The sequence below is a fragment of the Heyndrickxia acidicola genome, assembly GCF_001636425.1.
Taxonomy (GTDB): domain Bacteria; phylum Bacillota; class Bacilli; order Bacillales; family Bacillaceae_C; genus Bacillus_AE; species Bacillus_AE acidicola.
The window spans coordinates 2,963,586-2,986,993 of sequence record NZ_KV440953.1; the positions used below are offsets into that span (position 1 = coordinate 2,963,586).

The 23,408-nt window shown below is 40.3% G+C and carries 21 protein-coding genes and 1 riboswitch; of the genes, 6 read left to right on the top strand and 15 right to left on the bottom strand.

Features of this window, described 5'->3' with window-relative positions; all coding sequences use genetic code 11:
• Positions 1–19: 19 nt before the first annotated feature.
• Positions 20–1,045 (bottom strand): glutathione S-transferase family protein, encoded by a 1,026-nt coding sequence (locus A5N88_RS13870; RefSeq protein WP_066267072.1) that lies wholly within the window; start codon positions 1,043–1,045, stop codon positions 20–22.
• Between the two features lie 549 nt (positions 1,046–1,594).
• On the opposite strand from A5N88_RS13870, the gene A5N88_RS13875 reads away from it, so the two are divergent.
• Both A5N88_RS13875 and A5N88_RS13880 read left to right on the top strand, forming a co-directional pair.
• Positions 1,595–2,116, top strand: a complete 522-nt coding sequence (locus A5N88_RS13875) for a hypothetical protein (protein ID WP_066267074.1) — start codon at positions 1,595–1,597, stop codon at positions 2,114–2,116.
• 88 nt (positions 2,117–2,204) lie between these two features.
• Positions 2,205–2,399 carry a ChaB family protein gene (locus A5N88_RS13880; RefSeq protein ID WP_066267075.1) on the top strand — a complete coding sequence of 65 codons (195 nt, stop codon included), beginning with the start codon at positions 2,205–2,207 and terminating at the stop codon, positions 2,397–2,399.
• Positions 2,400–2,914: 515 nt separating this feature from the next.
• Here A5N88_RS13880 and A5N88_RS13885 read toward each other — a convergent pair.
• From A5N88_RS13885 to A5N88_RS13900, 5 genes are all read right to left on the bottom strand, one after another.
• Positions 2,915–4,108 (bottom strand): iron-containing alcohol dehydrogenase, encoded by a 1,194-nt coding sequence (locus tag A5N88_RS13885; RefSeq protein WP_066270545.1) that lies wholly within the window; start codon positions 4,106–4,108, stop codon positions 2,915–2,917.
• 183 nt (positions 4,109–4,291) lie between these two features.
• Positions 4,292–5,668, bottom strand: coding sequence for an amino acid permease (locus tag A5N88_RS13890; RefSeq protein WP_066267077.1), 1,377 nt, complete (start codon positions 5,666–5,668; stop codon positions 4,292–4,294).
• A gap of 157 nt (positions 5,669–5,825) precedes the next feature.
• A riboswitch (glycine riboswitch) is annotated at positions 5,826–5,904 on the bottom strand.
• 272 nt (positions 5,905–6,176) lie between these two features.
• Complete coding sequence (locus A5N88_RS13895; protein WP_066267078.1) at positions 6,177–6,716, bottom strand: hypothetical protein; 540 nt, start codon at positions 6,714–6,716, stop codon at positions 6,177–6,179.
• Between the two features lie 64 nt (positions 6,717–6,780).
• Positions 6,781–7,029 carry a gamma-glutamyltransferase gene (locus A5N88_RS26160; protein ID WP_260525559.1) on the bottom strand — a complete coding sequence of 83 codons (249 nt, stop codon included), beginning with the start codon at positions 7,027–7,029 and terminating at the stop codon, positions 6,781–6,783.
• Positions 6,951–7,406 (bottom strand): gamma-glutamyltransferase, encoded by a 456-nt coding sequence (locus A5N88_RS13900; protein ID WP_260525575.1) that lies wholly within the window; start codon positions 7,404–7,406, stop codon positions 6,951–6,953. The genes A5N88_RS26160 and A5N88_RS13900 overlap by 79 nt, the downstream gene beginning before the upstream one ends.
• A 348-nt stretch (positions 7,407–7,754) precedes the next feature.
• Between A5N88_RS13900 and A5N88_RS13905 the strand changes: the two genes are divergently transcribed.
• Both A5N88_RS13905 and A5N88_RS13910 read left to right on the top strand, forming a co-directional pair.
• The gene (locus tag A5N88_RS13905; RefSeq protein WP_198160279.1) at positions 7,755–8,198 is read left to right on the top strand and encodes a MarR family winged helix-turn-helix transcriptional regulator; all 444 of its coding nucleotides are present in this window, start codon (positions 7,755–7,757) and stop codon (positions 8,196–8,198) included.
• Between the two features lie 501 nt (positions 8,199–8,699).
• Entirely contained in the window at positions 8,700–10,277 is a 1,578-nt protein-coding gene (locus A5N88_RS13910) for an MFS transporter (protein ID WP_066267086.1), read from the top strand.
• Between the two features lie 699 nt (positions 10,278–10,976).
• Here A5N88_RS13910 and rlmD read toward each other — a convergent pair.
• Positions 10,977–12,353 carry a 23S rRNA (uracil(1939)-C(5))-methyltransferase RlmD gene (rlmD, locus tag A5N88_RS13915; RefSeq protein ID WP_066267091.1) on the bottom strand — a complete coding sequence of 459 codons (1,377 nt, stop codon included), beginning with the start codon at positions 12,351–12,353 and terminating at the stop codon, positions 10,977–10,979.
• Between the two features lie 652 nt (positions 12,354–13,005).
• Between rlmD and A5N88_RS13920 the strand changes: the two genes are divergently transcribed.
• Positions 13,006–14,580 carry an APC family permease gene (locus tag A5N88_RS13920; RefSeq protein ID WP_066267093.1) on the top strand — a complete coding sequence of 525 codons (1,575 nt, stop codon included), beginning with the start codon at positions 13,006–13,008 and terminating at the stop codon, positions 14,578–14,580.
• A 438-nt stretch (positions 14,581–15,018) separates the two neighbouring features.
• Here the strand turns inward: A5N88_RS13920 and A5N88_RS13925 are convergent, their stop codons facing one another.
• The 6 genes from A5N88_RS13925 to A5N88_RS13945 form a co-directional block, all read right to left on the bottom strand.
• Positions 15,019–15,225: a hypothetical protein gene (locus tag A5N88_RS13925; RefSeq protein ID WP_157090681.1), complete on the bottom strand. Its 207-nt coding sequence runs from the start codon at positions 15,223–15,225 to the stop codon at positions 15,019–15,021.
• Positions 15,226–15,504: 279 nt separating this feature from the next.
• On the bottom strand, positions 15,505–16,419 hold the full coding sequence (locus tag A5N88_RS13930; RefSeq protein ID WP_066267096.1) for a diacylglycerol kinase: 915 nt from the start codon (positions 16,417–16,419) through the stop codon (positions 15,505–15,507).
• A 58-nt stretch (positions 16,420–16,477) separates the two neighbouring features.
• Positions 16,478–16,627, bottom strand: a complete 150-nt coding sequence (locus A5N88_RS24975; RefSeq protein ID WP_157090682.1) for a hypothetical protein — start codon at positions 16,625–16,627, stop codon at positions 16,478–16,480.
• 253 nt (positions 16,628–16,880) lie between these two features.
• Positions 16,881–17,396: a GrpB family protein gene (locus A5N88_RS13935; protein WP_066270546.1), complete on the bottom strand. Its 516-nt coding sequence runs from the start codon at positions 17,394–17,396 to the stop codon at positions 16,881–16,883.
• Positions 17,397–17,441: 45 nt separating this feature from the next.
• Positions 17,442–18,245 carry an arylamine N-acetyltransferase gene (locus tag A5N88_RS13940; protein ID WP_066267098.1) on the bottom strand — a complete coding sequence of 268 codons (804 nt, stop codon included), beginning with the start codon at positions 18,243–18,245 and terminating at the stop codon, positions 17,442–17,444.
• Between the two features lie 348 nt (positions 18,246–18,593).
• A complete protein-coding gene (locus tag A5N88_RS13945; protein ID WP_066267100.1) occupies positions 18,594–19,151 on the bottom strand; it encodes a thioredoxin family protein in 558 nt (185 codons plus the stop codon).
• Positions 19,152–19,331: 180 nt separating this feature from the next.
• Here A5N88_RS13945 and A5N88_RS13950 point away from each other — a divergent pair, with 180 nt between their 5' ends.
• Positions 19,332–19,718, top strand: a complete 387-nt coding sequence (locus A5N88_RS13950) for a KGG domain-containing protein (RefSeq protein WP_066267103.1) — start codon at positions 19,332–19,334, stop codon at positions 19,716–19,718.
• 772 nt (positions 19,719–20,490) lie between these two features.
• Here the strand turns inward: A5N88_RS13950 and gatB are convergent.
• Positions 20,491–21,921, bottom strand: a complete 1,431-nt coding sequence (gatB, locus tag A5N88_RS13960) for an Asp-tRNA(Asn)/Glu-tRNA(Gln) amidotransferase subunit GatB (protein ID WP_066267109.1) — start codon at positions 21,919–21,921, stop codon at positions 20,491–20,493.
• A gap of 15 nt (positions 21,922–21,936) precedes the next feature.
• The gene (gene gatA / locus A5N88_RS13965; protein WP_066267112.1) at positions 21,937–23,397 is read right to left on the bottom strand and encodes an Asp-tRNA(Asn)/Glu-tRNA(Gln) amidotransferase subunit GatA; all 1,461 of its coding nucleotides are present in this window, start codon (positions 23,395–23,397) and stop codon (positions 21,937–21,939) included.
• Positions 23,398–23,408 lie beyond the last annotated feature (11 nt).

A 23,408-nucleotide genomic window follows, 5' to 3' on the forward strand; every position in this document is an offset into this window, starting at 1 on the left:
CTCCTCTTCCCGCTCTTTCTTATTTATTCATCGTGTATAAAAATTTTTCATCGTGCTGGTTTAAAGCATTGCGGTCATGCTCTGTATCCCACAAGGATTCATCCGGCCCTTTAGGCAATATCTGCTCCTCTTTCCTGTCAGGAGAAATGGTAATCGACAAATGATAATGCCGTTTAATGGCATTAAAGTCCGTTGTTTCCCCAAATCCTTCTGTTTGAAATAAGTCTCTGGCATATCCCCATAGGTGCTGAAATTCACGAATAAGATTGCGATTGGTCTTAAAAACAGGGTAATAGGCTGCATCAAAGCGGACAAGTGTGGTAAATAACCTGACATCTGAATCTGTTATGTAATCTCCAAATAAGAAACGCCTGCTGGCTAATCGGTTCTCCAGCTCATCCAGCCTTTTGAACAGGGCTTCATACGCCTCATCATAGGCTGCCTGTGATTTTGCAAATCCACACTTATAGACTCCATTGTTAATATCCTGAAAAATGACGGCATTTAACTCATCAATTTCTTCCCGCAGATGCACAGGATATAAATCCGGGGCATGTTCTTTGTGGAATGGGGCCCACACCGTTTCAAAGTAGTTTGTCAGATTGGAATAATCATTATTTACAACCTGCTGTGTCTTGACATCTACGATCACTGGAACGGTTGGCCTTCCAGCGTATTCTGGATCCGTTTTTTTATAAATTTCACTCATATATTGAATCCCCAGCACTGCATCCTTTTCATTTTCATCCAAGGAAAACTCCCAGTCGATGCGGGGCAGCCTTGGGCGAATGGGACTCGCAGTGCCTAAACTAATGGCTGCTTCCAACCCCAGAATTTTTCTGACGATAACCGAACGGTGCGCCCAAGGACAGGCAGCCGACCATAAAAGGCGATAGCGCCCGCCTTCAACCGGAAGCTGGCCTGGTTCGTATCCAAAAGGAGTAGAGAACTGATTTTTTTGCCGTTTAAAAGATCCGTCTTCATTAAATTCATTTGTTTTTTCTGGAACGCTTTTTAGTTCATGGTTTTCTTGGGAAACCTCCATTATCCTTCACTCCCTATATTTTTTAGATAGTCTCTGTTAAAGCTCCATGTTCATTTAGGATGGGACCTCTTCCTTATAAAAGCGGATTAAGGCGCGCCGCGGGGCTTGAGAATGGCCTCTATAAATTGCGGCCTGTATCATTAACGTAAATTTCTCTTTTTATTTATATTTTCAGTTTATACTAAAATATTTAAAAATTCGTTTTGAAAGGATTAATTCTAAAAATATTTTTCAATTCCTTTCACTTGACCTGCTGAGCCGACTATTAAATTTTTAGGCTTTGTTAAACGACACTTGTTTTTTAGAGCATTCGTGTGAAACGGCGTTTCACACGAACGCTCTAAAAAATGAGCAGTTATCAATATTAAAATTTAAAACAGTCTTTTTAAAAAAATATTGAACTGAGAGTGATTGCCTGGAACGTACGAGAAGATTTACGTTTGAAGAAAATATTACTAGTTATCATGACTTCCTATCGGGTATCAGAATAGCGACCCTCGATATACTAGAGAAATTCAGAAGACAGCGAGGTTTGAAGGAGGATGTTTCATGTTTGGCACGATCGATGTTTTCAAATTTCTTATTTCGTTTTTTCTCATTTTCCCCATAGCCACCATCATTCATTTAAGCGGTCATATTTTTTTCGTAACGCTATTCGGAGGATCGGAAAAGAAAATGATTATTGGATGTGGAAATAAGCTTTTTGCTTTCTGGAAAATCGAAATAAGGAAGTTTTACTTTTGGAATGGTGCATGTGAATTTAAAATGTTAAAGTACGATAATCGTTTCACCAATATGCTGATTTATATTGGCGGTGCATTGTTTAATCTAATTAGTATGATCGTTGTCAACAGACTCACTCAAATAGGCATATTTAAAGAATCCGTGTTTACCTCACAATTTATTTACTTTTCCTTTTATGTCTTATTTTTCTCCTTATTCCCCATGTCTTTTCAAAATGGTTCTCCGAGCGATGGCAAAGCAGCGGTGCTAGCATTTAAAAAACAACATGATGATAAGATAACAGATGATATCCAAATTAAAATAAAGGATGGTGAAGCATCTGACTAAATTAAAAATTTAATTTTACGAGGGTATGTTTAAACGCCCCGGAATAGGAAATGAAAGAGATAACGATTCTTATTAAAGGAGGGATGACATGCCATACCGCTCATTGGACGATCTTCCGGAAGCGGTCAAAGACCACTTGCCCCATCATGCCCAAGAGATTTTTAAAGAAGCTTTTAACTCTGCCAGCAAAGAATATAAAGAGGAAGAAACTGCCTTTAAGGTAGCATGGAGTGCGGTCGAAAAAAAGTATAAAAAAGAAAATGGAAAATGGGTAAAAATATAAGAAAAGTGCAAGCGCCTTGCTCATCGGCGTACGAATTTAAGAGTCTTTGACTGAGATAAAGGAAACTAGATGTTGACTTATCGCAGGGAGAAGACGTAGAAATCCGCTAGCCGATAGGTGCCGGAGTTAGACAGAGACAACGGGACTTTTTATTAGAAAACATCTGCTTTTACTTCAGCAGATGTTTTTGCATTCCTGCTTGTTTTTATTCTGGGCTGTTTTCGCATAAATTGTTGCTTTACGTACAAAGGACTTTTCCGTATGTTGTCTGTTTTCGCGGCATCTTTTTTCGTGTGCTATTGACAATTATTACTGAATATATATTTAAATGGTATTTTTGTATCCAATAGCAACAAAGTTCACAAAAAGATCCTTATTCTAAAAGCTTTAAGATCCTTACTTATTTGGTCTAGTAACAATATGTGCTCCACCGTACTTCCGATTTAACCTTATTGACCAAGACAGCAATTAAAAACAGCATGAGGACCTTTAATGCCACACGCTGCTCTTTTATCCTATACCTTTTCTATGCTTTCAAGTAAAGCATTATTCCCTTCATAGGAATAATTAAGAATGTGAAGATAATCCTCCTTCGTTATATCCCTCACATTACTGGGTGTTGAATTATTTTCAGCGGCCAGCTCTGCAATTCTTGGAAAATCCTCTTTACGGACTCCAGGTAAATCCTTCAGCCTTGGTATTCCAAGTCCTTTTGTAAATTCGAGAATCCCCGAGACTAGCTTTTCAACGGCCTCTTGATCCGAATCGTTCTCCCTTGCAAACCCCATTTGCCTTGCTAAATCCACATGTACTGTTTTCTCTGTTTCCGCATTAAATTTTAGAACGTGTGGTAAAAATACGGCATTTGCTACTCCATGCGGTGTATCATACAGGCCGCCAAGGGCTTCTGCCAGGCAATGGACAGCAGCTACATCACTGGAGCCAAAACACATTCCGGCCAGAAGGCTCGCTTCCAGCATATCACAGCGTGCCTTTTCTTTTCTTCCATTTCCAACAGCTTTAGGCAAGGTTGAAACAATGATTTTCATCGCCCTTGCTCCCAGGGCCTGGGATATCGGGTTGGTTATTTTGCAGGTAGAACCTTCGATTGCATGGACCAAGGCATCCACACCCGTCGCAGCAGTCACACTCTGGGGGACGGAGAATGTCAGTTGTGGATCCAGCACAGCAAGTGCCGGACGTAATGCGGCATCTTTGAGTGTCAGTTTACGGTGCGTGGCAGCTTCTGTAATAACGGATGATCGTGTCACTTCAGATCCGGTTCCTGCGGTGGTAGGGACACAGATAATCGGAGCAATATTGGCATAAGGCCGTTTCCCTTCAATATATTCGATTGGTGTACCGCCATTCGGTCCCAGTAATGCGATCGCTTTACCCGTGTCCATGGCGCTTCCTCCTCCTATTGCCACTACTGCCTCCATTTTTTGTCCCCTATACAGCTTAGCCCCTTCCAGACATTCAGTATCCCTCGGATTTTGGGAGAGACGATCAAACAGAACAACACGGTATCCGGATTTCTCCAGCGATTCTTGGACCGGCTTTACTAATCCTGCCTTCACCACTCCCGGGTCACTCACTAATAAGAGGGATGATCCTGTAGAGATAGAGCGAAGAAAAATGGGCAACTCTAATGATTTCCCCATTCCCATTTCAATTCTCGTATTACAAAAATAGCTGTAGCTCATCATTTTGGTTACGCCCTTTCTGCTGTGTTTCTTTTTTTCATCAGGCAATTGAAACCTATCTACCCTATTATTCGAAGCTTCTGCCTCAAATCCTTCCGATACCAGTAATAGAATAAAAAAAAGCCCGATCCCATTAAGGTTCGGGCAAACTAGAGAAATAGAGATAAAACAACAGGTCCAGTATGTTTAAACAATGGGCTTATGATTATCTTTTAATTGTTTAATTGCTTTATTTCTATATAAATACAAGACAATTAACAGCACAAACCATATCGGTGTCAGCATCACCGCTAAGCGTGTAGCTTCAGCAAATAACATGATGATTAATATAAAAACAAATAACGCAAGAATAACATAATTAATAAAAGGAGTTAACGGTGCTTTAAAAATTGATTTTTTTCTTAAATCCGGCCGCAGCTTTGAATATCGGATATGCGAAATTAAGATAATCCCCCACACCCAGATAAAACATATTGCACTAATCGTAGTGACAATGCTGAAAGCCTGTCCTGGAATTAACTTGCTCAATAGAGCTCCGCCTGAGAGAACAATGGCCGATGTCAGCAATGCTCTGCCGGGCACATGGCTTTTATTCAATTTCGAAAGGCTTCGCGGTCCATCATTTTGTCTGCTTAGATTATATAAAATTCTGCTTGTCGAAAATAAACCGCTGTTAAAGGCAGATGCCGCAGATGTTAAGACTACAAAGTTAATGATTCCAGCTGCAACTGGAATCCCTACAAGGGTAAAAGTTTTGACAAAAGGACTGCTTGACTCAATTAATTGATTCCATGGATTAATACAGAGAATGATAAATAGAGCTCCTACATAGAAAAATAGAATTCTCAACGGAATTTTATTGATTGCAGATGGAATGTTCCTCTCTGGATTGGCTGTTTCTGCAGCTGATACCCCTATTAATTCCACTCCAACAAACGCAAAAACGACCATTTGAAAAGAGAACATAAAGCCGGATACCCCATGCGGGAAGAATCCGCCATGACCCCAAAGGTTTTTTACCGAAACCGTTCCTGTATCTGTATGAAACCCCATCACAAGCAAAATAACCCCAATGATGATTAACGCCAGAATGGTGACCACTTTAATAATTGCAAACCAAAATTCCAGTTCTCCAAAAAGCTTAACAGTCAACAAATTTACTAACAATAAAACCAGTAAACAGATTAATGCCGGAATCCATTGCGGGATATTGAACCAATAACGCACATATACACCCACCGCAATGATGTCAGCCATTGCCGTCATAATCCAGCAAAACCAATAGGTCCACCCTGTTACAAAACCTGCCCAGGGGCCAATATACTCTGCGGCAAAATCGGTAAAGGACTGATACCCCGCATTGGATAAAAGCAATTCTCCTAAAGCTCTCATCACAAAAAACAGCGCAATTCCGACAATTAAATAAGCGAACAAAATAGAAGGGCCGGCCAATTGTATCGCTTTGCCCGAGCCCAAAAATAACCCCGTACCAATGGTGCCTCCAATGGCGATCAATTGTATGTGTCTTGTTTTCAGCTCTCTTTTAAGTTCATCCTGTGCCATCCCAAATTACCCCCGTTTGTATATTTCTCTTTGTACTACAGGCTTTATTCATAGCAAAGCCAAAATAAAAAGAGATCGGAGCAGTTCTCCAATCTCTTTTAGATGTCCATATAACAAATACAATTCTATTACTCTTCAAAGAATAATAAATAACACTCATTATACTTCTGTCCTTCTGCCTGAGATTGTGAACCCTTCGGCGCCGCCACTATTGCGGTCTCTCCAGAAACTGCTCCTGCTGGAGTTTTATCCCCAGCAATCATAGCTATTCAATATTTGATTGTTCTGTATAAATGCAATCTTGCATTTATACTCTTCACTGATAGTTTCCTCATTATATCAATGGCAGATTTATAGGTCAAGGAAAGGAGATTGGGGTTAATAGAAGAAAATGGATCTATTATTACATTAAAAGATGCTTTTTTAACAGTGTATATCATCATTTCTTTCCTACAAAAAAAGCTCCCGACCGGAAGCTCTTTTTACGTATGATGATCTATCCTTCTGCTTAAGCATTATTACCTGATGAGTAAGTAGGGACAAAATTAGCATGAGTATGATTTAATTTTTTCGTTTCATATACAATACTGGACTGTAAATTGCTGATTTCATTATAAAACGGCGCTAAATATACTTTTTGGCCGGATTGCTTTGAAACTTGGTCCAGCTGATTTTTATAGCCTGTCAGCTGATGAGAATTAGCTTTAAGTTTTTTCAATGTGGACTTATAAAAACCCAATTCCTTTTTAGCAGAAGCAGTGTTTGAGTAAAATTCATCTATTTTTGGTACGATTTCCTGAAAATTGGTATCCGTATTATCGATATATTGATTAATATGGTTAAGGAATGCTGTACGACTACTTCCCTTAGGTGACAGGGCTTTTTTGCTGATATTTTTTACGTCCATGGCCGTGATGACTGCACTGCTGGCAGGGTGATGAACAGACATTTTTTCTTTTGGCTGGGCAGTTGAAGCATGTGCAGCAGGCGCTGCAATCAGTCCAAGTGCTAGTGCACATCCAGCTGCAGAGAAGATACTTTTTTTCATGGTAATCCTCCTTTAAGCTTTTTTCTATACTATCATGTTTGGACTATTTCAAAGCCTTTGAAACTTAAATAAATGAAATTGAGAAAATAGTCCCCTTTGGTGAATTGCTTTGTTTTACATCATAGCCACGGTAGTTAACGGAAATAGGCTGGACCCACTCAGGATGATATTGAGCTAAGTCGTCGGCAGATAAAAATCCTTTATACTGTTTGGAAAAGCTGACGATTTTTCTAGCTAATTCACCAAGGTAAAAACTCTCTGCAATGTTTCCCCCATCGAGCGGAGCGTGCTTGCATGATCTTTTGAGCTCCACATTTCACCACTGACAGGTGCCTTCCCTAGAGGGGCAATTGTATCAAACCAACCTTTATATTCGTCACCTATAAATTTCTTTTTAAAAACCTCATAGGCATGCCCCCAATATTTGGGGTAGGAGATAACCATTTTCAGAATATACAATTGCTGGCTTTTGCACTTCCAAAAGCGGTAGCCTGCCAAAAGTTTTGACAACGCAGCCCATGCGGAGGGAGCACCGGGAACTGTTACTGGTATAAGTCCATGCTTTGGCATTTCCTTGAAGCCTCTTTCTTTAACTGCTTCAATGGATATAGCCTTTGGAGAAGGACCGCTGGCATTTATACCGTGAAGCTCTCCTTTTATCCACACAAGAGCAAAGGCATCTCCTCCAATACCATTGGCAGTCGGCTCGACAACTGCTAAGCAAGCAGCTGCTAGATGGTTAAAATTTCCTCAAGAGCAGTTTTCAGACATAAAAAAGACCTCCAACAAAAAATGATTGAGAGCCATCTAATTACCCATAAATTAACGTTTTGAGGATTGTGCTGCATGACATGCTCTTTAAGACATACTTCTTACCTTTAGGTACCTATTTTTCAATAAGCTCTAAAAATTATAGGATGTTCTATGGTCCCAATTATTAAAAGGTATTTAATCAAGATCAATTGACATTGAGATTTAAATATCCTATTGTTGATGAATCAACGTTGTTTAATCAACTATTCTCCGGAGGGACCGACTTTGAACTTAAATGACAATATTGGGATCGAAATAAGAAAATTGCACTTAATCATTTCAAATTATGCAAAGAAACGGTTAGAACCCTTTAATCTTGCAACAGAGCAGAGTCTAATATTGCTAATGCTTTGGGGACAGGATGGTATATCACCTAATAAGTTTGTATCCCAACTCAATAAGGACAAAGCCAGTATTGCCAGAATGATTGCTAGCCTCGAAGGAAAAGGTTATATCAAAAAAGTCGATGACCCGACAGATAAACGCACCTTTAAGGTTCATCTAACTGATGAAGGCAAACAGCTTGAAAGTTTGGTTGTGCCAGCTCTTCAAAGAACACATAAAAATGTAACCGCAGGGATAACGGAAAACGAACTTATCGAACTTCGAAGGATTTTCGCAAAGATGACGAGCAATATTTTGGAGGAGTCGTACTTTAAAAACTCCTGATGCTGCCTAGAGATTACATTTCCAGACAAATAAAAACAGGGAGGAATGTCCGGTGACGTTACTCTAAACATCATAAATGATATTTTAATGGAAGGTAACAAAATCTTAGGAACAGTACAAGGTGACTGAGTCCCTCAATTACTTATTCCACAATAGTTAAGTATTATAAAGAAGGTGAATTTCCATTCGATAAACTTGTCAAGTTCTATTTGAGGATATTAATAAAGCCTTCGAGGATTCAAAAACTGGTGTAAACATTAAACACATTGTTAAAATTGTAAATTAAGAATGCACAAAATACAAATATAAACAAGAACGCACCAAAGATACGTTCTTGTTTGTTAATTGTTATATGTAATGCAAAAAAACAGAATTAACGATCTCCAATACTTAGATAAGTTTAAATTAGGATTTTAACTTAAGTATAATGTTGCATACTATATAGGACTTGCACTATGTCTTAAAGATGGGGATTTTTTATTAACAGAAAGGAGACTGAATTTGAAGTTACCTAAGTATTGGATTGTCATTTTAGCCATGATATTTTCTATTGGCCCAAATTTGTTGATTATGTCGGGGTTTATGCAAATACAAGCTATCATTCAAAATTCATTTGGTTCGAGCAGTTACTCGACAATGGATATCTCTATTATCTCGAATATTGCATTTGCGGTATTCATCCCGTTAGGTCCTGTCCTTAGTCGAAAATTCGGAATAAGACTTTCTTTTTATAGCTCGCAAGTTATTTCTGCTCTTACGTTTATCATATCTGCCATCTCTTCTAACACGTTTGTTTTGGCATTCAGCCGCTCAATTGAAGGGGCATTGACAGGAACCCAACTAATGGTCCTAGTACCGCTGTTATTTATTGAATACCCTGCGGAACGAAGAAATCGTGTATTGGGTATCCTTCTATCGATCTTATTTGGTTCAGTTTCGATTGGTGCCATCCTCGGGTCTCTTTCACAGGAGTACGATTCGTGGCGTTGGCTATTTATCGCATGTGCTTTATCTGCCATCATTGCGGTCATAGTTGGGAAAGGCTTGCCTAAACACGCCTTTCCAGTCCCCACCCAATCTAATAACAATACGCCTAAGATTGGTCACAGAGAAAGATTTGACGCTCTTGGATTAATTGTATTGTTTTTACTGGGGATTTTCACTGCGATTACACTTTCAAATATTCTACCTTATGGATTTCGTTCTCCGTCAGTAATAATGCCCGCCTGTCTTACCATAGTTTTATTTATTAATTTTTTGATTGTCGAACTAAATGTTTCAAAGCCCCTTGTAAACTTCCGACTTATTCGTTCATTCCGATCTATTCTAGGGGCAATTATAGCAATTGGATCTAACCTCCTAATGCTTGTGGCAATGTCTGGACTTGGATATTGGATGCGCGTCGTAAGCCAATTTGACGCCAATGCGATGCCTTCAGTTTATTTCGGTCTTGTAATTAGTGTTGCATTAGCAGCAATCTTAGCTGCATCTTTTTTTGACCGGATAGGTGGCGGTCCCCTTTTTGTACTGGGATGTATGTGTATGATTTTAGCTTCTTATCGTTTAACAATTTTAGGAGAAAACACAACCTTATATCAATTACAAATTTGGTTAATTATTTTTGCTTGCGGTGTGGGACTTAATTTCGTAGTCGGATTGGTGACTTGTGCGCTTGGAGGTCCACTTGGGCAAATACCCAGAACTATAACGGTTGTCCAGTTTCTTCGTGTCCTTTTTTACTCTGCAATAGCTCCTATCGCTCAGTGGTTCCTTAACTGGGACACTTCTGTTAATCAAAGCGTAGATTCTGCAAAAATAAGTTTATCCAATCCAATCGCAGTTGCAAGCTATAATCAAATCGTTCAACATTTCATTTCACAAGGTAGCCCAGCAACCATTGCAAATAAATTAACGATGAATTTAGTGGTTAACCAAGTCCATAGGGATGCCGCATTGTCCGCGACACATCATATATTTCTAATCTCTTTTGTAGGTAGCCTTGTTTTGTTAATACTTGCTTGGATAATTGTATTTATGGGTAAGGGTTTGCCCATTTCACAACAGCGCCACCACAATTAATTTTTGTGTTCTTACATTAAATTTAACTTACTAACAAACCTATAGATTAAAAGCGTAACGGTTACCGTAATAAGAACCGTTACGCTTTTTGCATCTTTACTGCAATTTCACCTTCAACAACGGTGCCATTCAGAAACGACAGATCAACCATTTCGAGAACTTTAAAATAGGTACAGTACAAATTGTCCTAAATCACTATCGGCATTTTGGGAACTGGAATGTATTACACGAAAACACGTTCCTACCACTCCAACGCTTATCAAAGAAGAAATCAACTCTCTTACTAAGACGGGAAAACTTTCAGGTAAACCCATGACTAAAACAATGTATTATGACCTGCAGCAGGATTTTGTATGCAGCTGTGCTATTAGAATAGCCCGGGATTTTTTTACATTTTTCCCTCTTTATACTGTTATAGTTCATGCTGCAGATAATCAATTGACACTGCAACCGGTTATCAAGGAGTTGAGAGGAGCCAATTATAATAAAACACTGAGACAAGGGGGCGGTTCTTGCGTTTCATTGAAGAAAAGGTGTGCTTTGAAATCGGTGCCCCCTTGATAAACAAAAACCGTACCTATGCTGGTGACTGTAAGTAAATACAAAGGTACTTAACTATTCTGCCCGCTAGTTTAACAAGTCCTTTTATAAAAATGGAGCTTTCCATAAAGGAAAGCTCCTACCTCACTGTTACATCTATTAATTATCTTCCCTAACAAGTAGTGAACAGCACTCCACGTGCGTCGTCTGTGGAAACATATCCACCGGCTGTACTTCCACTGTTTTATAGCCGCCGTCCTCCAGAATACGGAGATCTCGTGCTAAGGTCGCCGGGTTGCAGGATACGTAGACAACTTTTTTCGGCTTCATGCTGAGGATGGTTTCAAGCAAGGAGCTGTCACAGCCCTTTCTTGGCGGATCGACCACGAGTACATCGGCATGAACGCCACTTTTATACCACTTTGGAATGACTTGCTCTGCTTCACCAACTTCGAACTCCACGTTGGTGATTCCATTTAATGCTGCATTTCTTTTCGCATCCTCAATAGCTTCCGGAACAATTTCTACCCCATATACCTTTTTGGCTTTTTGAGCAAGGAAGAGAGAGATGGTTCCAATGCCGCAATACGCATCGATTACAGTTTCATTTCCGGTGAGGCCAGCATATTCAAGGGCTTTGTCATAAAGCACCTTTGTCTGGTCAGGATTTACCTGATAAAACGATCTTGCTGAGATCGCAAAGCGGATGCTGCCGATGGAGTCATAGATAACTTCTTCACCCCAAAGCACCTTTGTTTGATCTCCAAAAATGACATTGGTTCGTTTACTATTCACATTCTGAACGATCGATTTTACGCCGGGTATTTGCTGAATAATTTCCTGAATGATTTCGTTTTGATGCGGCAGCTCAGGTGTCCGCGTAATGAGAACAACCATTATTTCTCCGGAACGCTGGCCATAGCGTGCCATGATATGGCGCAAAGCTCCTTTATGGGAAGTTTCATCATAAGCCCTTACGCCATAGTTTCCGCAGATTTTTTTAACCGCTTGTATGACAGTATCATTTTGCTCCTGTTGGATGAGGCATGTCTCCATATCTATGATATCGTGGCTTCTATGTTTATAAAAGCCAGCCACTAGTCCGCCTTCCAGTTCACCGACCGGCACCTGCGCTTTATTACGGTAGCGCCATGGATTCTCCATTCCGAGAACCGGATGGACCAATACATCCTCTATCTTTCCAATACGGGCAAGGACATCCTGGACCTGTTTAAGTTTTGCCCTCATTTGTCCGCCATAGCTGAGGTGCTGAAGCTGGCACCCTCCGCATGCCTCATAAATCGGACAATCGGGAACCACACGATCCGGACTTTCTTCATAAAGCTCGATCAGCCTGCCAAATCCGTACCCTTTGTTTACTTTTATGACCTTGATCTTCGCCTTCTCGCCTGGCAGCGCTTTAGGGACAAAAAGCGGATAGCCTTCTACCTTCGCTACACCGTGGCCTTCATGTGTAAGATCCTCAAACACAACATCTATATAATCGTTCCTCTGTACAGGTACTTGTTTATTCATGTTATTCTTCCTTTTCTCCGTTTCTATACTGTAGATGATTGTACCATATTCGAGAAGATAATAAAAAATATCCTTAATCAATCGTTTAATTAAATAAGGGCAGGCACTTGATACCCCTCACTTTTCATCCATTTAATCAAACGTTTAATTATATTAAGAAAAGCGGAAGCGCCTTGTTCATCTGCGTATGGATTTCGTCGTCTTTGACTGAGATAAAGGAAACACTGCGAGGGACGAGCTGTTGTTGACTTATCGCAGGGAAAAGACATAGAAATCCACTTACAGATAGACGCTACCCCTTTCTCCTTTTCAGTATAAATCGTGAGTGATTCAACATTCATTCAAGCGTAAAATGTGAGGATATCTGCAAATTGCAACTAAACTCACCGAAAAAGTTCTACATGTGCCCCTTTACATGTTTTTCGCTCATTTTGGTTAGGATAAAAGTACTGATAATATTCAATTTTTTACTTTTTATATCAAAATATGGGCTGCTTCTGAATACAAAGTATAACTCGTTCATTTTTCATTTTTGAGCAATGTAGTATATACTGTAACCTATTCGGAAGACAGGAAAGCTTTTTTTTATTTCTTTTTAAAATGATCCTGCCTTCTTAGACAAATAAGAAAGAAGCTGATTAGGAGGAAGAAAATGCATCAAGGTAATTTTAAAAAATCAATGACATTATTGGATTTGATTCTAATAGGTCTAGGAGCTATTTTTGGATCAGCATGGCTGTTTGCTGTTAGCAATGTTGCTTCAAAAGCTGGTCCAAGCGGATTCATTTCCTGGATTATCGGAGGAGCCATTATTCTTTTAATTGGACTTGTGTATGCTGAATTGGGGGCTGCACTTCCGCGAACAGGAGGAATTCTTCGTTATCCCGTTTATTCCCACGGTCCTTTTGTAGGCTATTTGATTTCATTTATCACCATTGTAGCCTATTCCAGTCTTATCTCAATCGAAGTGACAGCCGTTCGGCAATATGTTGCCTATTGGCTGCCGGAATTGACAAAACCGCACTCTCAATCTCCCACTATATTGGGGTGGTTACTCCAATTTCTAATGCTCCTTGCCTTTTTCCTATTAAATTATAGGAGTGTCAATATATTTGCCAAAGCAAACCGGGTCATTTCGGTCTTTAAATACTTTGTGCCATTAACCATCATTGTGACGCTATCGTTTTATTTTAAATCTGCCAATTTTTCTATAGGGGGCTTTTCTCCCTTTGGTTTTCAGGGAATACAGACGGCAATTGCATCCGGAGGGGTCATGTTTGCTTATCTTGGACTGCATCCCATTGTATCGGTTGCAAGTGAAGTAAAAAACCCGAAACGAAATATTCCGATTGCTTTAATTATCTGTATTATCCTGGCAACCCTTATTTATACTGCTCTGCAGGTCTTGTTTGTCGGAGCCATTCCTTCCAGCAGCATTCATGGTGGCTGGGGACAGATACAGGACAAATTTTCATTGCCGTTTAAAGATATTGCGGTTGCATTGGGCCTTGGCTGGCTTGCCATCATTGTGGTGCTGGATGCCATCATATCACCAGGAGGAAACGGAAATATCTTTATGAATACTACAGCCCGTTTAATCTATGCCTGGTCACGTACAGGAACCTTCTTTCAACAATTCGCGAAGGTCGACGGAAAAACCGGCATTCCAAGAAGTTCGTTATGGCTGACATTTGGACTGGCTGTTTTTTGGACACTGCCTTTTCCATCGTGGAATGCACTCGTGAATGTCTGTTCGGTTGCTCTTATTCTTTCCTACGCGGTTGCGCCGATTTCTACTGCAGCCTTCAGCATAAACGCGAAGGATTTACACAAGCCCTTTACATTAAAAGGATCAGCGATTATTTCCCCGCTTTCATTTATTTTTGTCACTTTTATCGTCTATTGGGCCGGCTGGAAGACCATTTCTTGGCTTTTAGGATTTCAGCTTCTCATGGCTGTTTTGTATATCGTGTTTACAAAATTCCGTTCACAAAGTGAAGTAAGCTTTGCGCAGCAGCTAAAATCAGCTTGGTGGCTCATCGCTTATTATGTCATGATGCTTTTATTCTGCTATTTTGGCTCCTTTGGCGGTGGCCTGGGTGTACTGAAAGATCCTTTTGACTTAATTTTAATTGCAATCGGCGCTTTAGCTATCTATTACTGGGCAAAATATACCGGACTGCCAAAAGCCATCATTGACCATGATGAGCTCAGCCATAAACAATAAGCTTTTCTTTATTTTAAAAAGACTGTGTTAAATTTCAATGTTGGTAACTGTTCTTTAACAAAGACCACGCAAAAAGAGGGTGACTCAAAAGCCAGATACTATTGGACTTTTGAGTCACCCTCTTTTACTAATGTTCGTTTAGATTCAACGATGATTAGAGAGGATACACGAGACTCCTGCGGGGTAAGCTCCCAGCCGCCCGCGAAAAGCGAGCGTCTGCAGCGGAAAGTAACCCAGCAGGATCATCGGTGTACAACCGATGTTTCAGCTCAACCCAACGTTGATCTACATCCATTGTTATTTGAAGCAAAAAGCATGAGACTCTGCCGCCATCTGAATGCAGTGTCTACAGTGGAGATCAACAAGCAAGAAAAAGTTGCTGTCTCCATGGTCACTTGATAAGTATTGGAGCTTTTGGGACAGCCTCTTTTTTTACTGCTACCAAATATCATCATCCGTTTCATCCCGGTATCGATTTGTAAGCAGGCATTTAATCATAATAAATAACGTAAACCACCCGAAAAGAACACAGGCTGCATAGGCCATTTCTGACGTTATGGTAAATGGATAATGTCCTTCTTCATTGGTCAGCTTAACAGCCTGCTCAAAGGCTGACTTGAACAGGATAAGGGGAATTAATGACACTGCTCCTATTATTAAATGGGAGTATAAGAAAAGAGTCAAAACATGCACAGCAGCACCTACTATTTTTTTCTCCTAGTATTCCCCTCCATGCATTTTTCAAGACTGGCGGACGAAAAATTCTTTTACGAAGAGGCTTTACTCTCCCAAGGGAAGTGAGTGTCTGCAGCAGAAATCAACTAAGCAGGAAGTTCAAAGATCAGTCTCTAAATAGGAGAGAATCAAAATAAAAAGGAAGCGCATTTCATATGCTGCTTCCTTTTTATTGACGAAAAGGACCTTTCAATTCACCTGATCCTCCAGCCTGATTTTATCAATGGGCACAAAAACCTCTAAATGCCGATAAAGATTCTCAAAGTCTGCAGGGAGCAAACCGCCGAATTCTCCATCAATATTTAACTGCATCTTTTCCGAAGATCGAACTTTAATGTGATTGGCCTGAGTGTAAATAATATTTGGGTCATTTACATGCTCTCCCCTGACCGCGGCTGTAACCACACGAATAAATTCAGCGAGGTTCGTCTTCTTTAAAATGATAAGAGAAAACAAGCCGTCATTAATAGATGAATGAGGAGCCAGCTTTTCAAAGCCTCCAACAGAATTGGTTAGTCCAATAAGGAAAAGCATGGCTTCTCCTTCAAAAAGCTTTCCATCGTATTCAATGGAAACATCTGTGGCTCTTATAGAGGGAAGCATTTCTATTCCTTTCAGATAATAAGCCAGCTGGCCAAGCATCGTCTTCAATTTGCTTGGTACCTCATAGGTTAACTCCGTAATCCTTCCGCCTCCGGCAATATTGATGAAATAGCTGTCGTTCATTTTCCCAATATCTACAGGAAGGGTATCGCCCTGTACAATAATATCTGTTGCCGCTTCTATATCACGGGGGATTTGCAAAGCGCGGGCAAAGTCATTGGTTGTTCCAACAGGGATTACTCCCAGCTTTGGCCTATAATTCTTTTCCGCAATTCCATTGACCACTTCGTTAATGGTCCCGTCTCCGCCTGCAGCAATCACCAAATCATATTTACGCTCTACGGCAATACTAGCTGCTACGCTTGCGTCTCCTGCTGCTGTCGTTGCATGGCAGGAGGTCTCATAGCCGGCTGTTTCAAGCTTTTGAAGAACCGCAGCCAGGTGCCGCTTGAAAACCTCCCGTCCTGAAGTCGGATTATATATAATTCTTGCTCTTTTCATTTTCCATACTCCTAACTCATCATCTTTTACATCCATAGAGGTGTATATGAGCAGCCTGCTATGTCAATAAAAAACTGGTCTCAGCCAGAATGGAAGTATCATTATGATGGCTGTTTTCGCATAGATTATCTCTTTTCGTACAATAGGCCATTCCAGAATTTGTCCGTAATCCTGGCATCGTTTTCGTAAGCTGAACAAAAGATTTCATACTGAATTATGCTCCTTTAGCATGATATCAGCAGGAAAACTGCGGAAAGAGCCTTTATGGAAAATATCATAACTCTTTTTAATGGAAAAAGCCAGTTAGCAGGAATTCAGCCCCATCTTTAGCTTATCCTGCATGCCAACCTATTCGATAGAGGAATGAAAAGAGTAAGAGATTTCTTGATAGGCTGCTTTTATAAAATGGTTCACTCCAAGGGGTTTAGTCATTTCAAAAGTCCTTCAACAAATATTCACATTTAACGGCTTCTATACCAAAACAGCGCTTCTGCTTCAAGCCTCTTGACGAGCTCATCCTTCCCTGCAATATAGCCTTCAATGTCGCAGGGATACTTTGCTGCCAGCATTCTCTTCTGCCCACTGTACTCTTTGGCTTTTTCCGGATAACTTATTAAATAATCTCTAAAGGCCAGATGCCTTTCAATATTACGGTCTCCTGCCTGATAGATATGGACATGATGTGTTCGCCGGTCTCCGCCTTTTGAAAAAAACCGCCGGTTCAAAATACCATTCTCCCCATAGGCACTATAGCCCAATTCACCCAACTCCCCTTCTCGGCTGTCAACAGCTTCAAGAGTATATGCCTCTATTAAAATATCAATAATGGGCTTGGCACTCATGCCTGGTATAGCTGTACTGCCTATGTGGTGAATATGTGACACATTGTCTTTTAAGACTTCTTTTAACGCGAATGATTCACTCCAAAAAATGTCCTTCCAGCTGGCATCGTAGCAGACAACCCTAACCTCCCGCATTCCACTTTTCCCCTTTTTCAAAGATTCCATTCATGTTAAAACAGCTTACCCCCTAAACAGATGGACTCCTCGCTTCTCCAAAAATTCTACTGATTCCATAAGGGAGTCTGCATCAATCTGATAGATTTCCCGGACAAAGGATTTCCACTTTTCGAGATCCCTCAGCTGGATTTCACGGATATTTCGGTAATTCATTACTTTAATGGATTGGTCCCGAAGAAAATAACACTCATGCCCATTAAAACGCACCGCTGTCATTCTTCTCATGGTTTTATTCTGGTCTTCATCGGCGTAGGAAGCCAAAATATCGCCGGTAATATCCTCCTCTGTTAAAGGATGCCAATCAATTTCTTTTTTTACAAAAGTTTTCCCATTGGAGCGGCGGTCAATTTCATATCGATCCATGGTTTTTTGCGTAAAAATAATTTCCTCTCCGAATCCATGAAGGACATGCCGTCTTTTGGATTCCAGGTCAATCGGCTTCGTAATAGGCGATCCGTAGCCAACATCGACATAATATTTTTTTTCATTAAATACGACCATAATCGCCAGGTGTCCTGGACTCACACGCAGGAGAGAGCAGGAAAATCCCAGTTCTCCCAGCAAACGGGAGAAGTTGATATTAAGGGTAAAGCAGGTGCCTCCCCATCCCTTTTCCACTAGATTCTGAACAAATTCCTGCAATGAAGGGACAAAAGAAGAATCCTGGTTAAAATAATGAAACTTGCTGAAGGTCTCATAAGGGATAAAAGACAAGTGCCTTTGGATTAACCGTTGAAGATAATTAAGGGACGGCGGTTCTCTTGTTAGCTTCAAGTACTCAATATATTCTTCTACCGCATCTTTCATACACAAATCACTCTCTCATTTCATTTCCATTCCTTCAGGTTTTGTCATACTCTTCGCCAATTATATTCGAAATTCCTTTTTATGGCTGAAAATCTGAAAAATATAAATTGTAAAGGTATATATCTATTCTATAAGGAGATGGCAGGTTGTCAAAGCATTACATTTACATTACGAATGTCAGATAAGGCAGAAAAGCGCAAGCGCCTTGCTCATCGGCGTATGAATTTCGTCGTCTTTGACTGAGATAAAGAAAACACAGCGAAGTTTTTTAAAATAAAAAATCTCATACTTATCCTTTAAAAATAAACAGGCACTCAAAAATTTGAATGCCTGCTTCCTTTTTCTATCCTATGCATTTTTTAACGTCTCTTTTAAGCTTGAATACACTTCATTCCAAATTTGCTCGTCCTCTGTATAGATTTTCATCATGCGGCCGAACACTTCCTTTTGCTTTTCTTCAAAGCTTGCATCTTCTTTTGATGGAAGATCAGCTCTTAATTCATCTACAAGCTGCTGGACCTTCTGTGCTCTTGGACCCCAAACTGCTGCTTCATTCCCCTCGCGATCAATAAAAATAAAGATAGGGATTGAACGTGCTGTACCATTCGTCAGGTACTGATCCATCAGTTCAAGGTTGGAATCTCTAAGCACCATACGAGCTTCAATGCCTGTTTCTTTCGCCAGCTTTAATAGAATTGGAATATTGGCCATTGCATCACCGCACCAGTCCTCTGTTAAAACAATGACACGGAGACCCTTTTCTTTTAAGCCTTGAAAAAATTCTTTATCTGAAGGCAATGAAAAGCCATCGTATACCTTTTTAAGATTCTCCTTATGTACTTTCATGCTCTCAATATATGCTTGTGCGGTCATTCCTTTTTCAAACCATTGCTGTAATGCAGGCATTATATACACTCCTTTAGTTTTCTTCTATTCTTCTTGCATGTTGCAAAACATATTTATTATAAAAATAGCATAGCTCAATCATTATTTCACTTGAAAACACAAAAAGCCTGTTTAGTTTAAATATAGGCGGGTATTTAAATTTATGTAAGCGACAAACCACATTTAAAGGAGAGATTATAAATGGCTAATGATAACAATTCTAAGAAAATGTCTGTAGAGGAAGCAGGACGTAAAGGCGGAGAAGCAACTTCTAAGAGCCACGGGAAAGAATTCTATCAGGAAATCGGACGCAAAGGCGGAGAAGCGACTTCTGAAAGCCATGACAAAGAATTCTATCAAGAGATTGGAAAAAAAGGCGGAGAAGCAACGGCTGACAGCCATGGAAAGGATTTCTATCAGGAAATTGGCCAAAAAGGCGGAGAAGCAACTTCCAAAAACCATGACAAGGATTTCTATCAGGAAATTGGTCAAAAAGGCGGAGAAGCAACTTCCAAAAACCATGACCGTGAATTTTATGAGGAAATCGGAGAAAAAGGCGGCAAAGCAAGAAGAGATAATCAAGACTAATGATCAGATAGCCCTAATTACAGAGCAGACTTAGCGGACAGGCTGGGTCTGCTCTTTACTTCTTTTTTCTTTTTCTCCGATTTATTGATACCATTATACCATAAATGCTGAAATGTGATAACCATTTGCTTAATGAAAGCCCTTCTACTCATAATCATAACGTTATCTTAAGCATCAATGCCATCTTTACATATTTACAGAGACTTCATTGATTTAATAATTTTATACTTACCTTCAATAAAAACAGCGCTCCCATCCCATAAAAATACCGAAACCTTTTGCTCAAAGATTCCGGCATCAAACAAAGACTCTGTTCATCTTGCCTTTTAATTTCAGCTCCAATCACCTCGGCTGTAAATCTATTGATCTTGGCCAGAGTCAAAATAAAAGATGATTAATTTGCTTTTTCCTTTTCTTTTATGTAGCTTCGGCTTAGATTTTGAGATTTTACTTTCAAATAATCCTGCTTGCAAAAATAACCCAATAACTTGCCGCTATACCAGTCATATACAGGAAGAACGACTTCAATTTCCTCCCCTATTTTCTTCAAACAATATGCGCATGTCGAAGTTACATCAAATGAATTATTCTTACACATTTGTTTGCTTCACACCTCTGCTGTTATTTTACCCAATGAATTAATTACCCGGTTTTACATTCCAGAAACCCGGGTACAAGGTGTTTAAAGAAATATTTTTAAAAGGGTGATGTAAAATTCGGCCTTTAAATGACATAGAAAGGGGCAGCTCTACAGGAAGCTGCCCCTCATTCATTAACGCTTATTCATTTCTTCAATTAACAATTTATTAACCATAGGTGGATTTGCCTGTCCCTTTGTCGCTTTCATGATTTGTCCGACAAGGAAGCCTAAAGCCCGGTCTTTTCCATTTTTATAATCTTCAATTGATTGCTGGTTCGCATCAAGGATTTCAGTAACGATTTTGAGCAAGGCTCCTTCGTCTGAAATTTGTACAAGCCCTTTCGCTTTTACAATTTCCTCTGCATCCCCGCCGTTTTCCACTAGCTCTTTAAATACTTTTTTAGCCAGTTTTGAAGACAAGGTTCCATTCTCAATCAGTTTAATCATGCCAGCAAGACCCGCTGGAGTAAGGGCTGTTTCATCCAGCTCTTTTTGGGCTGAGTTCAGGTATGCCGATACCTCACCCATTAACCAGTTTGATGCTTGTTTAGCATCTGCACCCTCACGCAGTGTTGCTTCAAAGAAATCGGACATTTCCTTCGTAAGGGTTAAAACCATTGCATCGTATGCAGGAAGTCCAAGCTCCTCTACATAGCGTGCTTTCCTTTGGTCCGGAAGCTCCGGAATTTCAGCACGGACTCTGTTCTTCCAGTCCTCATCGATATGAAGAGAAACTAAATCCGGTTCAGGGAAATATCTGTAGTCATCAGAGCCTTCCTTCACACGCATAAGAATCGTTTTTCCAGTTGCTTCATCAAATCTGCGTGTCTCCTGAAGAATGACGCCGCCTGACAGCAATTCCTTTTCTTGGCGGATCTGCTCAAACTCAAGGCCTTTACGGACATAGTTAAAGGAGTTCAAGTTCTTCAGTTCCGCTTTCGTGCCAAATTTCTCTTGTCCATATGGACGAAGTGAGATGTTGGCATCGCAACGTAATGAACCCTCTTCCATTTTACAATCTGATACGCCTGTATACTGAATAATAGATTTCAGCTTTTCAAGATAGGCATAGGCTTCTTCCGGTGTACGGATATCAGGCTCTGAAACAATCTCAATCAGCGGTGTTCCCTGGCGGTTATAATCCACAAGTGAGTAGCCGTCACCAGTATGGGTTGATTTTCCTGCATCCTCTTCTAAATGAATACGGGTAATGCCGATTTTTTTCTTCTTCCCATTGACTTCAATCTCAATCCAGCCGTGTTCTCCAATTGGCTTGTCAAACTGTGAGATTTGGTAAGCCTTCGGGTTATCTGGATAAAAATAGTTTTTCCGGTCAAACTTTGTCTCTGTCGCAATTTGGCAGTTCAATGCCATAGCCGCCTTCATCCCGAATTCAACGGCCCGCTTGTTTAAAACAGGCAATACGCCAGGATAACCAAGGTCGATTACGTTTGTATTCGTATTAGGCTCTGCACCAAAATGGGCTGGCGCTGGAGAAAAGATTTTCGAGTCTGTTTTTAATTCAACATGGACCTCAAGTCCAATAATCGTTTCAAAATTCATAGGTTACTCACCCCTTTACAATTGTGGTCTTTTTTTATGAAAGTCTGTTGCTTGCTCATAGGCATGGGCAACACGGTAAATGGTTGATTCGTCAAAGTGCTTGCCGATAATTTGAAGTCCAAGAGGCAGACCGGCTTCCGAAAATCCGCAAGGAACAGAAATACCAGGTACGCCCGCCAGATTCACAGGAATTGTTAAAATGTCGTTTGCATACATTGTTAATGGATCATTGATTTTCTCTCCAATTTTAAAAGCAGGAGTTGGAGTCGTTGGTCCAATAATAACATCGTATTTTGCAAATACATCTTCAAAATCCTTTTTAATCAGCGTACGGACTTGCTGGGCTTTTTTATAATAAGCATCGTAATAACCTGAGCTTAATGCAAAGGTTCCAAGCATAATACGGCGCTTAACCTCATCTCCAAAGCCTTCGGAACGGGTTTTCTTATAAAGCTCCATAAGGTTTTCGGCATTCGGCGTGCGATATCCGTAACGGACACCGTCAAAGCGTGCAAGGTTGGAGGATGCTTCAGACGATGCAAGCAGGTAGTAAACCGCTACACCATATTTTGAGTGCGGAAGGGATACTTCTTCCCATGTAGCGCCAAGTCCTTCAAGTACTTTTAAAGCCTTTAAGACGGACTGTCTTGCGTCTTCTCCTACACCTTCTCCTAAATACTCCTTCGGCACACCAATTTTCAAGCCTTTTACATCCCCTGTGAGGGATTGCACATAATTCGGCACATCTACATCGGCAGAAGTGGAATCATGCGGATCAAGACCAGAAATGGCCTGTAGCAGATAAGCATTATCTTCAACATTGCGTGTAATCGGACCGATCTGGTCAAGAGAGGAAGCGAAAGCAATAAGACCAAAACGTGATACACGTCCATATGTTGGTTTTAGACCGACAACACCGCAGAATGCAGCTGGCTGGCGAATCGATCCGCCCGTATCCGATCCAAGTGAAAATGGCACCTCTCCTGCTGCAACTGAAGCTGCAGAGCCGCCTGATGAACCGCCAGGAACGGTTTCGAGATTCCATGGATTAAACGTTTTTTGGAAGCCGGAGTTCTCTGTAGATGAACCCATTGCAAACTCATCCATGTTTAATTTCCCAATTGTAATCGTATTGGCTTGATGAAGTTTTCCCATAACACTTGCATCATAGATAGGATTAAAATTTTCAAGAATCTTGCTTCCTGAAGTGGTTCTTAGGCTTTTCGTTACGATGTTATCCTTGATTCCGATAGGCATACCGAATAGGATATTCTTGGACTCTTCAGTGCCCAGCTTTTCGTCAAGTTCTTTTGCCTTTTGTCTCGCATTTTCATCATCCAATGTCAGGAAGGCCTGAACCTTTCCATCTACTTCTTGGATTTTCTTATAGGATTCTTCAACAAGATCCGATACCTTAATTTCTTTCTTATGTAAAAACTCGTGCAGCTCAGCAATTTTATGATCAAATAAAGTCATGATTTCCCCTC